Origin of the sequence: Aquimarina gracilis (assembly GCF_035285365.1) — a bacterium.
GTDB classification, from domain to species: Bacteria; Bacteroidota; Bacteroidia; order Flavobacteriales; family Flavobacteriaceae; genus Aquimarina; species Aquimarina gracilis.
Map to the genome: position 1 here is coordinate 536084 of NZ_JAYKLX010000003.1, position 13076 is coordinate 549159.

Annotated in this window: 11 protein-coding genes; 9 read left to right on the forward strand and 2 right to left on the reverse strand. The window is 37.6% G+C overall.

Annotated elements, in window-relative coordinates; translation table 11 throughout:
• Positions 1–53 precede the first annotated feature (53 nt).
• The 9 genes from U6A24_RS08295 to U6A24_RS08335 all read left to right on the forward strand — a co-directional run bounded on the left by U6A24_RS08295 (position 54) and on the right by U6A24_RS08335 (position 11610).
• A complete protein-coding gene (locus U6A24_RS08295; protein WP_324179480.1) occupies positions 54–1232 on the forward strand; it encodes a 3-hydroxyacyl-CoA dehydrogenase NAD-binding domain-containing protein in 1179 nt (392 codons plus the stop codon).
• A gap of 1 nt (position 1233) precedes the next feature.
• Positions 1234–1644, forward strand: a complete 411-nt coding sequence (locus U6A24_RS08300) for a PaaI family thioesterase (RefSeq protein WP_324179481.1) — start codon at positions 1234–1236, stop codon at positions 1642–1644.
• 17 nt (positions 1645–1661) lie between these two features.
• On the forward strand, positions 1662–2873 hold the full coding sequence (pcaF, locus tag U6A24_RS08305) for a 3-oxoadipyl-CoA thiolase (RefSeq protein ID WP_324179482.1): 1212 nt from the start codon (positions 1662–1664) through the stop codon (positions 2871–2873).
• 3 nt (positions 2874–2876) lie between these two features.
• Positions 2877–5372: a phenylacetic acid degradation bifunctional protein PaaZ gene (gene paaZ, locus U6A24_RS08310; protein ID WP_324179483.1), complete on the forward strand. Its 2496-nt coding sequence runs from the start codon at positions 2877–2879 to the stop codon at positions 5370–5372.
• Between the two features lie 17 nt (positions 5373–5389).
• Positions 5390–6142: an enoyl-CoA hydratase/isomerase family protein gene (locus U6A24_RS08315; RefSeq protein ID WP_324179484.1), complete on the forward strand. Its 753-nt coding sequence runs from the start codon at positions 5390–5392 to the stop codon at positions 6140–6142.
• Positions 6139–6735 carry an acyltransferase gene (locus tag U6A24_RS08320; protein WP_324179485.1) on the forward strand — a complete coding sequence of 199 codons (597 nt, stop codon included), beginning with the start codon at positions 6139–6141 and terminating at the stop codon, positions 6733–6735. The genes U6A24_RS08315 and U6A24_RS08320 overlap by 4 nt, the downstream gene beginning before the upstream one ends.
• 129 nt (positions 6736–6864) lie before the next feature.
• On the forward strand, positions 6865–8196 hold the full coding sequence (locus U6A24_RS08325; protein WP_324179486.1) for a dihydrolipoamide acetyltransferase family protein: 1332 nt from the start codon (positions 6865–6867) through the stop codon (positions 8194–8196).
• A 65-nt stretch (positions 8197–8261) separates the two neighbouring features.
• Positions 8262–9335, forward strand: coding sequence for a branched-chain amino acid aminotransferase (locus U6A24_RS08330; protein ID WP_324179487.1), 1074 nt, complete (start codon positions 8262–8264; stop codon positions 9333–9335).
• A 211-nt stretch (positions 9336–9546) separates the two neighbouring features.
• Positions 9547–11610, forward strand: coding sequence for an alpha-ketoacid dehydrogenase subunit alpha/beta (locus U6A24_RS08335; RefSeq protein ID WP_324179488.1), 2064 nt, complete (start codon positions 9547–9549; stop codon positions 11608–11610).
• Positions 11611–11660: 50 nt separating this feature from the next.
• On the opposite strand, the gene U6A24_RS08340 is transcribed toward U6A24_RS08335, so the two are convergent.
• On the reverse strand, positions 11661–12266 hold the full coding sequence (locus U6A24_RS08340) for a methyltransferase domain-containing protein (RefSeq protein WP_324179489.1): 606 nt from the start codon (positions 12264–12266) through the stop codon (positions 11661–11663).
• A gap of 38 nt (positions 12267–12304) precedes the next feature.
• Positions 12305–13072, reverse strand: a complete 768-nt coding sequence (locus tag U6A24_RS08345; RefSeq protein ID WP_324179490.1) for a glycoside hydrolase family 25 protein — start codon at positions 13070–13072, stop codon at positions 12305–12307.
• Positions 13073–13076: the final 4 nt, after the last annotated feature.

The following is a 13076-nucleotide window of genomic DNA, read 5'->3' on the forward strand; positions in this document are numbered from 1 at the left end:
GAATTTGGAGCAGAAAATCTAAAATCGTCAGTCGTAATTCTTAAATCAAAAATATGATTGTAGGTATAATAGGGTCAGGAACCATGGGAAGTGGGATAGCACAAGTGGCCGCTACAGCCGGTTGTACTGTAAAAGTGTTTGATACCAACGAAGAAGCCTTAGAAAAAAGTAAAAGTACATTAGAAAAGATTCTTGCTCGTTTGGTAGAAAAAGGACGAATTGACCAAGATGAAAAGAATCGTATTCAAGGAAATATATTTCATGTTAATAATTTAAAAGATTTAGGAGATGCCAATCTCACTATAGAAGCTATTATTGAGAATATTGAAATTAAAAAGAAAGTATTTGCAGCATTAGAAGATTATGTTTCAAAAAATGCAATTATCGCATCAAACACTTCTTCGCTATCTATTGCTTCTATAGCATCAGCTTTGGAAAACCCTGAACGATGTATCGGAATTCATTTTTTCAATCCGGCTCCTTTAATGAAGTTGGTAGAAGTAATTCCCGCTGTGCAAACTTCTCAGGAAGTAACTAATGAGGTTATAGAGATCATAAAAGGATGGAAAAAAGTGGTTGCCTTGACAAAAGATACGCCCGGTTTTATTGTAAATCGTGTAGCTAGACCATTTTATGGAGAATCTCTTCGCGTTTTGGAAGAAGGTATAGCTGATGTTGCCACCATAGACTGGAGTTTAAAAACTCTGGGAGGATTTAGAATGGGCCCCTTTGAATTAATGGATTTTATTGGGAATGATGTGAATTACACAGTTACTGAAACTGTATTCAAAGCCTTTTATTATGATCCAAGATATAAACCTTCATTTACCCAAAAAAGATTGTCTGAAGCCGGTTATCTAGGCCGAAAATCCGGAAAAGGGTATTATGATTATAATGAAGGAAGCCAAAATCCCGAACCTGTAAAAGATGAGATACTTGCTCAATATATTTTTGAAAGAGTTTTGGTGATGTTAATCAATGAGGCTGCTGATGCCTTGTTTTGGAATATTGCCTCTGCCGAAGATATAGATAATGCAATGACAAAAGGTGTAAATTACCCTAAAGGATTACTGTCGTGGGCAGATGCTAAAGGAATCGACTGGTGCGTAAATACATTGGATAAGTTGTATGATGAATATCGTGAAGACCGCTATCGATGTAGCCCTTTACTTAGAAAAATGAATAGAGAGAATAAAAGATTTTTCAATATAGAACACATAGCAGGCAAGTAGTATGACAATAAAATCTGAAGCTATTCCTCATAAAATGTTGTCTCTGGACCCTTTTAGTCAATGGTTAGGGATCGAGGTTCTGGAAGTTGAAAAAGGAAAATGTAAAGTGGGTATGACTGTGAGAAAAGAGATGTTAAATAGTATGGGTAAGGCACATGGCGGGATTTCATATAGTTTGGCAGATACGGCCTTTGGGTTTTCTGCCAATACACATGGTAAGTATGCAGTGTCTATAGAAACATCGATCAATCATATAGAAGCTTTGGAAGAAGGCGATTATTTGACTGCAGAAGCCGTGACAGATATTGCAAAAACCAAAATAGGATTCAATATTGTTGAGGTTAAAAGAGGAGAGCAAATAGTAGCCTTATTTAAAGGAGTTGTATATCGAACCAGTAAAGATTGGGAGTAAAATACGTAAGAATTAATATGAAAGAAGCATATATCATAGATGGAATAAGAACTCCAATTGGAAGTTATAAAGGTACCCTGTCTGCTGTGCGAACAGACGATTTAGGAGCCTTAGTCATAGAAAAATTGGTAGAAAAAAATTCAAATATTCCTAAAGAGGCTTATGACGATGTGATCATGGGTTGTGCTAATCAGGCAGGCGAAGACAATCGCAATGTAGCTCGCATGTCATTATTACTAGCCGGTCTACCTTTTACAGTGCCTGGTGAAACTATAAATAGATTGTGTAGTTCTGGTTTATCAGCAATTATCCATGCAAATCGAGCCATTAAAGCAGGAGATGGAGATCTTTTTATATCAGGAGGTGTAGAAAACATGACTCGTGGTCCTTATGTAATTGCAAAGCCATCTTCGGCGTTCGGGAATGATTCCAAAATGTATGATTCTAGTTTTGGTTGGCGTTTTGTAAATCAAAAAATGCATGATCTTTATGGAACCGATGGTATGGGTAATACTGCAGAAAACTTAGTGGAGAAATATAATATTTCAAGAGAAGATCAGGATGCATTTGCGTATTGGAGCCAAATGAAAGCTACAAAAGCTAATGAATCCGGAAGATTAGCAAAAGAAATCACTACAGTCGAGATTCCGCAAAGAAAAAAAGATCCAATATTATTTTCTAAAGACGAATTTATAAAACCATCTACAAGTAAAGAAGTATTGGCTAAGTTAAGACCTGCTTTTAAAAAGGATGGAAGCGTAACCGCTGGAAATTCTTCGGGATTGAATGATGGTGCTGCGGCAACAATTATTGCTTCAGAAGATGCAGTCCAAAAATATAATCTGAAACCTTTGGCAAGAATAGTAAGTTCTGCCGTAGTTGGTGTAGAACCTAGAATCATGGGTATTGGGCCGGTTCAAGCATCTAACAAAGCTTTGGAAAAAGCAGGGATCACTATGAATGATGTTGACGTTATCGAGCTTAACGAAGCTTTTGCATCACAAGCTTTAGCCTGTATACGCGAATGGGGGTTAAAAGATGATGACCCAAGAATAAATCCCAACGGAGGTTCAATAGCTATTGGTCATCCACTTGGCGTTACTGGAACCAGAATTGCATATTCTGCAGCATTAGAATTACAAGAACAAAACAAACGATATGCCCTAATTACTATGTGTGTTGGCGTAGGACAAGGATATGCTTGTGTAATTGAAAACATAAATCTCTAATCCATGCAAATATTAGAAAGTTATATCAATGGTAAATGGGTTGCAGGTTCTGGTGAAGGACTTGTAATGCATGATGCTGTTACCGGTGAGGTTATTGGTCGAGCCACTACAGAAGGCCTGGACATTCCCGAAGTTTTACAATATGGTAGAACTAAAGGAGGAGAAGTTCTTAGAAAAATGACGTTTCAGGAACGCGGTAATATGCTTAAGAAATTGGCGCTTTACCTTACCAAAAGAAAAGAAGAGTTTTATGAGTTGAGCTATCGAACCGGAGCTACGAGAGTAGATAGTTGGATTGATATTGAAGGAGGTTTTGGTAATTTATTTGCAAATGCTTCTTTGCGTAAACTATTCCCTAATCAACCATATCACGTAGAAGGAGACCCAGTAGATCTTTCAAGAGGTGGGCGCTTTATGGCACATCATATTTTGGTGCCTAAAAGAGGAGTAGCAGTACATATTAATGCCTTCAATTTCCCAATATGGGGGATGCTAGAAAAATGTGCCGTAAATTGGATGGCAGGAGTACCTGCGGTAGTATTACCCGCTCCCCAAACGGCTTATTTAACAGAAGCAGTGGTTCGTGTAATCATCGATTCAGGAATTCTTCCCGAAGGTTCTTTGCAGCTTTTAAGCGGGATGACCAAAAATATATTAGACACCGTAGAATCTCAAGATGTTGTTACTTTTACAGGTTCTGCTCATACGGGTAGATTGTTAAAAGCACATCCAAGATTGATAGAAGAGTCTGTGCCATTCACTATGGAAGCAGATTCTTTGAATGCCTCGGTATTAGGAAAAGATGCTGTACCTGGAACACCAGAATTTGATTTGTTCATTAAAGAAGTACGAAAAGAAATGACTGTGAAATCCGGTCAAAAATGTACAGCTATTCGTAGAATAATTGTACCTGCAGATCGCGTTGAAGATGTTCAGATTGCTTTAGGACAACAACTGGATAAGGTTGTTATAGGTGACCCAAGACTAAAAGAAGTTAGAATGGGCGCCTTAGCTAGTAAACAGCAAGTTGACAGCTTCAGAAATAATGTTTCAGAGATTGCCAAAACTGCCCAATTGGTGTATGGCGATTTAGATAGAATAGAAACTGTTGGTGCCGATGCTCAAAAGGGGGCATTCGTATCACCAATTCTTTTGAGAGAAGATAATCCATTCAAGAATACTGAGGCTCATGTTATTGAAGCTTTTGGACCGGTATCTACTATAATGCCATACGATACTTTGGATGATGCTATTGCTTTAACACATATGGGAAAAGGGTCATTGGTATCATCTATCTTTACCTATGATGATAAGATCGCTAAGGAATTTGTAGTGGGGGCTGCTTCTCATCACGGACGTATTTTGGTTGGAAATCGAGAAAACGCCAGACAGAGTACAGGTCATGGTTCTCCATTACCTATGTTAACTCATGGGGGGCCTGGTCGTGCTGGAGGTGGAGAAGAAATGGGAGGTATACGCGGTATCAAGCATTATATGCAACGATGTGCAGTACAAGGAACTCCAACAACCTTGACCGAAGTTACCGGTATTTACCAAGCAAATTCGGCTTATAAATCTTCAGAAAAACATCCGTTTGCATATTACTGGGAAGATATAGAACCAGGAATGTCTCTTAAAACCCATAAACGAACAGTTACCGATACAGATATTATTAATTTTGCAAACCTTACCTGGGATCACTTCTATGCGCATACCGATATTACTTCTTTAGATGGAAGTATTTTTGAAAAGCGTACAGCTCATGGGTATTTTATTCTTGCAGCTGCCGCAGGGTTATTTGTATATCCTAACAAAGGACCAGTAGCGGCTAATTATGGTCTAGAAGAATGTAGGTTCTTACGACCAATATACCATAACGATACTGTATATGTAAGATTAACATGTAAACAAAAAATAGATCGCGATCATCGAGGTAAAGAATTGCCAAGCGGCATTGTAAAATGGTTTGTAGAGGTGTTTGATCAAGAAGATGAATTGGCTGCAATAGCAACCATTTTGACGATGGTACAGAAAAAATCACCATTTGTAAAAATCGACAGATCAAATATCGAAAGATTTTTAGCAAAGTTAACGGAAGATTTAAAACCCAATTGGGGAACGATGACCCCGCAGCATATGGTAGAACATTTAGAGTATACTATTAGAATTGGCGCTGGCCAGATTCAGGGTTTTGAAGTCGCAACTCCTGAAGATAAATTAGAAAGGGCTCAGGAAATGATTTATAACCATAGACCAATGCCTAAAGAACATAACCATCCTTTAATGAAAAAAGGAACGTTGGAAGATTTAAAATATGAGGATTTATCTACTGCCAAAGCTAAGTTACTAGAAGCTTATGATGAGTTTGAAACTTATTTCAAAGAAGATCCGGAAGCTATAACCAAAAATGCGGTTTTCGGAGAAATGAACAAGTTCGAATGGGATTTATTGAGTTCAAAACATTTTAATCACCATTTTGAACAATTTGGAATATTGTAAAATTTAATAAAATAAAATTGACAGCACCATACGTAAATATAGAAGTAGAGAATGCAGTAGGAACTATAGAGTTCTTTCATCCTGCTCACAATTCATTACCGGGAGATATTCTGGCAAAATTGGCAGAAACAATAACCGATGCTGGTAATAATGATGAGATAAAAGTAATTGTTCTTAAAAGCGGAAGAGATCGTACATTTTGTGCAGGAGCCAGTTTTAAAGAATTAATAAATATCACTGATGCCGACACAGGGAAAGTATTCTTTTCGGGGTTTGCCAATGTGATTAATGCGATGCGCAAATGCCCAAAATTTATTATTGGTCGGGTACAAGGAAAGACTGTTGGAGGTGGAGTTGGAGTAGCATCGGCGACCGATTATTGTATGGCAACCAAATATGCAGAAATTAAGCTAAGCGAGCTTAATGTTGGTATTGGACCTTTTGTGGTAGGACCCGCTGTAGAACGTAAAATTGGATTATCTGCAATGTCTCAAATAGCGATAGATGCCAATACGTTTTATAGCGCCGAATGGGCGAGAGATAAAGGGTTGTTTACTCATGTTTTTGAAGATATCAAAACATTAGATGCCGAAGTACAAGCTTTTGCGGAGCACTTATGTACCTATAACCCGGAAGCAATGCGTGAAATGAAAAAAGTATTTTGGCAAGGAACTGAAGACTGGGATGCTTTGTTGGCTGAAAGAGCGGTGATTAGCGGGCGATTGGTGTTGAGTGAGTTTACAAAAGAAACTTTAAAAAGGTTCAAATGATATATTCATTCAAAGGATATGTACCTGTTGTTCATGAGAGTAGTTTCGTTCATCCGTTAGCGGCAGTAACTGGTAATGTAATTATTGGTAAAAACTGTTATATAGGCCCGGGAGCAGCTATTCGTGGCGATTGGGGAGAAATTATTCTTGAGGATGGAGTAAATGTCCAGGAAAATTGTACTGTGCATATGTTTCCCGGTAAGTCGATAGTGCTGAAAGAAAGTGCCCATGTGGGGCATGGTGCAGTAATACATGGTGCAAATTTGGGCCGTAATTGTCTTATTGGTATGAATACTGTGATTATGGATGATGCCGAGATTGGAGACGAATGTATTGTTGGTGCTATGTCATTTGTAAAAGCAAATACAGTTTTTCCTAATCGAAGCTTAATTGTGGGAAACCCAGCAAAAGTAATCAAGAAGGTAAGTGATGAAATGATTGCATGGAAAACTAAAGGTACCAAGTTGTATCAACAATTGCCTGCAGATTGTTTTGATTCTTTGCAAGAGGTAGCACCATTAAGAGAGGTTCCAAACGAAAGACCAACACAAGAAGCTTTTTATAAAACACTCGAAGAATTTAAGAACAAATAAAACAAATTTTGTCATCCCAGACTTGATCTGGGATCCAAATGTATAAGGCCGTAGATTCTTGCCTGGACTAGAATGACAAAATAAATAATAAAGTATAAAAACAAAACTAACGAACATTAGTTAACCAAAATGTCAATAGTAGAACTAAAAATGCCCAAGATGGGCGAAAGTATTTCAGAAGCAACCATCTTAAATTGGTTGAAAAAAGTTGGTGATTCTGTAGAAGAAGATGAAACGATACTTGAAGTTGCTACAGATAAAGTAGATTCTGAAGTACCGTCACCTTGTGATGGGGTGATTTCTGAAATACGATTTGAACCTAATGAGGTGGTCGAGATAGGAACGGTCATTGCCGTAATCGATGCCGACGGTGAAGTTGTTTCTAAAACTTCTTCGTCTGATGAGGTTCAACCCGAAAAGAGTACTCAAAAAGAACCGAATCCATTAGTGCAAACGAAAACAAAATCTACTACCAATAGTGATTTCAGAATATTAAATACAGGAGATAATGACGGATTCTTGTCACCTCTGGTAATTAATATCGCTAAAAAAGAAAACTTAAGTATTGAAGAGGTTCAGAGTATTGAAGGAACTGGCGAAGGAGGTCGCATTCGCAAAAGCGATATCATACAATACCTCAAGAACAGAAAGTATCCTCTACCTAGTAGACCTCAGACTATAACTCCAAAGTCAACATATAATACCCCTCCAATAAATTTTGTTGAAGGGAAAGATCGTATTGTAGAGATGGGTCGTATGAGAAAGATGATAGCAGATCATATGGTCTATTCTAAGCATACCTCTCCGCACGTTACTAGTTATATCGAGGTAGATGTAACCAATATTGTGAATTGGAGAAATGCGGTTAAAAATGAGTTTTTAGAAAAGTATGGGGAGAAACTAACCTACACTCCAATTTTTGTAGAAGCTGTAGCAAAAGCGATTGCGGCATATCCGATGATCAATGTATCTGTTGATGGAGATAAAATTGTGGTACATGACGAGATTAACGTAGGGATGGCTACGGCATTGCCTAGCGGAAATTTAATTGTACCCGTAGTAAGGAACGCTGACGAAAAGAACCTTCTTGGATTGGCAAAAAAGGTAAATCATCTAGCCAATAATGCACGTAATAATGCTTTGAAACCTGATGAGATAGGAGGAAGCACTTTTACCATTTCTAACGTGGGCACTTTTGGAAGCTTGATGGGAACCCCTATTATCAATCAGCCCGAAGTAGCCATTTTGGCCTTGGGTATCATTAAGAAAAGACCAGAGGTAATTACTACCGAAAAAGGGGATGAGATTGCCATAAGAAGTATGATGTATCTATCCCTGTCTTTTGATCATCGCGTGGTCGATGGGTTTTTAGGAGGATCATTTTTACGTAAAGTAGGAGATGAACTGGAAGCATTTGATAATAATAGAAAAATAGAACTAAAAGATATGCGCAAGGGATAGAAGCAGGCTACCATGTAGCGCGAATAGCCCGACCCAAAGGGATGCGCCCAAAACAATAACAAAAAATGGAACAGCAGATCAAAATTACAAGAACTTCAAATTCGGGATTGCAACACATTGATTTTGAAAATATTCCTTTAGGGACAGTATTCACCGATCATATGTTTGTTTGTGATTATGAAAATGGAAATTGGCAAAACCCTCGTATCGAACCTTTGCAGATGATTCCTACGCATCCAGCGGCAATGGCTTTGCATTATGGTCAAGCAATTTTTGAAGGCATGAAAGCAACAGTAGGGCAAGAAAAGACCCCACTTTTGTTTAGACCTGAAGAAAATGCTAAACGATTTAATCATAGTGCTGTTCGCATGGGAATGCCTACGGTTCCCGAGAAATTATTTGTCGAAGCTGTGAAGCAAATTGTAGGAGTAGAGCATAATTGGATCCCTCCGCAAGACGGTAGTGCCTTGTATTTAAGACCATTTATGTATGCCGATGAACCATTTATTGGGATGAGAGCCGCTACGAGTTATAAATTTATTGTGATTTGTTCTCCGGCCGGTCCGTTTTTTACTAAGAAAATTAGGTTGTATGCCGAGACTGAGTTTATAAGAGCAGCAGATGGAGGAACCGGAGAAGCTAAAGCAGCGGGAAACTATGCTGCAGCCATATTACCCACAGAAAAAGCAAAAGCAAAAGGATACGATCAGGTGTTATGGTTGGATGCCAACGAACATAAATATGTGCAAGAAGTGGGCACTATGAATATCTTTTTTAAGGTTGATGGTAAGTTTATTACCCCCAGTACCAATGGATCTATTCTTAAGGGAATAACAAGAGATAGTGTGATCACTTTATTAAAAGATAAAGGTTTCGAGGTTGAAGAACGTCCTATTACTATCGATGAGGTAATTCAATTTTCTAAAGAAGGAAAGTTAGAAGAAGCTTTTGGAACGGGTACTGCAGTTGCCATAGCAATGGTAGAAGCTATTGGATATAAGGATGAGGTGATTACTTTACCAGATCATAATCCTGTAAGCCTAGATATGAAAACTACTCTTGATGAAATCAAAACTCAGAAAAGAGAAGATGATCACGGTTGGATCATTCCGGTAGATGTAGAAGAAAAAGTTGGATAAGAAGAATTTACGAATTTGGATTTACAAATGATAGAGTTTAATTGTTCATTATCACCCTTAATATTGAAATTAGTGTCATCTTGAATTTATTTCAGGATCTCTAGAGTTTATTATCAGTGAGGTAGGATAAGAAGCTGAAACAAGTTCGGCTTGACTGATGCTCAATCAATAAAATGAATAATTCATAAATCGTATATCAAAAATTAATAATATGTTAGCTGAAAAAACAATTGCCAAAGAAGTACTGCAAGAGGCATTTTTAACGCTTTGCAAGGCAAAATCAATGGCAGAGTTGTATGAAGAGAATTTTAAGGTTGTTTCTAAATATGTACATGCTACATCTCGTGGTCATGAGGCAATACAAATAGCAGTGGCCATGCAATTGTTACCCCAGGATTTTGCATTTCCGTATTATAGAGATGATGCGATGTTGCTTGGTATTGGGATGAAACCTTATGATTTGATGTTGCAATTGTTGGCAAAAAAAGATGATCCTTTTTCTGGAGGAAGAACCTATTATTCGCATCCAAGTTTACGAGATGACGATAAACCTAAAATACCACACCAATCTTCCGCGACGGGGATGCAGGCAATTCCAGCTACTGGAGTAGCTTTGGGAATGCAGTACAAAGAATTAGTTGGACTTAATGATAAAGAAATAAAGGAAAAACCGTTGGTAGTATGCTCATTGGGGGATGCTTCAGTCACCGAAGGTGAGATTGCAGAAGCTTTTCAAATGGCGGCATTAAAACAACTTCCTATTTTGTATTTGGTACAAGATAATGGGTGGGATATTTCTGCAAACGAAGCCGAAACAAGAGCACAAAACGCTTTTGAATATGCCAGAGGGTTTAATGGATTGGATGCCATCGCTATAGATGGTGCTAATTTTACAGAAAGTTATCTGGCGATACAAGAAATAATTCAAACAATTAGAGAGGAGCGTAGACCCATGTTGGTGCATGCTAAAGTTCCGTTACTGAATCATCATACCTCTGGAGTACGTATGGAATGGTATCGAGATGACCTTGATGAAGCACGATCTAGAGATCCATATCCTGTTTTACGAAATCAGTTACTAGAGAATGGTTTTACTGAAGAAGAAGTTCTGAAACTTGAAGATAATGCAAAAAACATTGTAGAAAAAGATCTCGAAGAGGCCATGAAAGCCGAAGATCCCAAACCAGAAGATCTATTTACTCATGATTTTGCACCGACTCCGGTTGTAGAAGAGAAAGGAGATCGATTGCCATCTGATAAAGAAGAAGTTGTAATGGTGGATTGTGCACTTTTTGCTGTTGAGGAGCTAATGAAAAAGCATAAAGAGTGTTTGTTGTACGGTCAGGATGTTGGAGGAAGATTAGGGGGAGTGTTTAGAGAAGCTGCGACACTGGCTCAAAAATTTGGCGATGAGCGCGTGTTTAATACACCTATTCAAGAAGCATTTATTGTTGGATCTACAGTAGGGATGTCTGCAGTTGGATTGAAACCAATTGTCGAAGTACAATTTGCAGATTATATTTGGCCGGGACTTAATCAGTTGTTTACCGAGGTAAGTAGGTCTTGTTATCTTTCTAATGGGAAATGGCCTGTATCTATGATTTTACGAGTTCCCATTGGAGCTTATGGAAGTGGAGGGCCGTACCATTCCTCATCTGTAGAATCTGTAGTAACCAATATTCGAGGAATTAAAATTGCGTACCCTAGTAATGGAGCAGATCTAAAAGGATTGATGAAAGCTGCGTATTATGACCCAAACCCTGTTGTAATTTTTGAGCATAAAGGGTTGTATTGGTCAAAAGTAAAAGGAACAGACGCAGCCAGAACAATTGAACCTTCAGAAGATTACATTTTACCTTTTGGTAAAGCAAATATTGTACAGCGCATTTGGCCTCAGGATGAAAAAGAAACAATGACTGTGGTTACATACGGCATGGGTGTTCATTGGGCATTGAATGCTACAAAAGATATACAAGATATAGTAGAAATTATAGATTTAAGAACGTTACATCCTTTGGATGAAGAGACTATTATGGAATCTGTAAAGAAAACTAAAAAGTGTTTGGTAGTAACTGAAGAACCAACTAACAATTCTTTTGCAAGAGCTTTGGCTGGAAAAATACAGGAAGAATGTTTTAAATACCTTGATGCTCCTGTAATGACGATAGGTTCAGAAAATATGCCAGCAATTCCTTTAAATAGTACTTTGGAGCAAACGATGATCCCTTCAACGGCAAAAGTAAAAGTAAAAATTGAAGAGTTATTGAATTATTAAGAACTCAAAAAAGCAATGATAGACTAAAAGTAAGCCTCTGTTATAGAGGTTTATTTTTTTATAAAAATTCCAAAGAGCTCATTTCCTTGTCTGGGAAGGATAGAATTGTAGCTTTTCTCAAAAGTTTTAGTTTCAAAATGAGTTTGTAAATAGGAAAGATATAGTTCTTTATCCCCACCAAAAGGTCGTTTTTCCATATCTCCGGTAAGTGGAATATCAAACCAAAGCCCTACTAATTTACCATAAGGTTTTAGAAGATTTGCCATTTGGACCACATAAGCCTTTCTATTTTCTGGAGTAGGAATAAACGAACAGAAAAAAGTTTGTTCCAGGATAAGATCATAACTTCCTGTCATTGTAAAAAAATCATCGAGCAATAGTTGAGATTTTGGAAACTCTGGAACTCTTTCTATAAAGGTGTCTAATGGAGTTTGAGAAATGTCCAACACAAAAACATTTTTAAATCCTTTTTTAAACAAATATTCGGCTTCATAGGCATTACCAGCTCCTGGAATTAAGATCTTAAGATTTCTATCGCTCAGTTGATCAATATATTCTTTAATAGGTGTAGAAACATAACCAATATCCCAACCTGTGCGATCTTCGGCATACCGTTGTGTCCAATATTCACTTTCTTTGGATCGATTCTGATTCATGAACAAATGTATTCAAAAAACATTGCAACCTTAGAAAACTATTTTTTTATCATTTTCAAAAAGTCTTCAGCCTTTCCATTAAATAAATCGTAGTCTACTTTGCCTACCCCCTCTACTGCTTTTCTATCAGTGCGTTGCCAGATAATCCAACCCCTATTTTTCCATGTTTCTGGTACTTTGGGAGATTGGGCCTTGGTGTACTCTGCCACCCATAATTGGTATTTTGCAAATTCTGGATGCTTTAAATATTGATTTCCAAAAGAAGAGTTGGTATAGATTATGGGCCGCACACCTAGCTTTTCTTCGACAGTCTTTAACCAAATAAGGGTGTTTACTTCATACATTTCTTTAGTTACAGGTGTTTTGACACCTAACTCTTCAAGGTCCAAAACAGGAGGTAGATCTCCCGCGATTAGCTCACCAACAGCTTCTATAAAATTAAGGGCTTGTTTTTTGGGATCTTTCCCTGTTTCATAAAAATGATACGCACCACGATATAAACATTCTTTTTTTGTTGCTGCATGATTTTCTTTGAACTTAGGATCTTTAAAATGTGTTCCTTCGGTGGCTTTCATGTATACAAAATTGACACCGTCAGCCTTAATTTCATCCCATTTTATATCGTGCTGAAAATGCGAAATGTCAATGCCCAAAATTGTGGGTTCAGTTTCGATTCGTCTTTTTTCATCATTGCATAGGCTCTTTTGTGAATCTTGGTTTTTGTTATCGGTTTTCGCATTTGTATCCTTTTTACAAGAAATAGTTAAAAACAATATAAACAGTACAAAAGGTAACATCTTTTTCATTGGA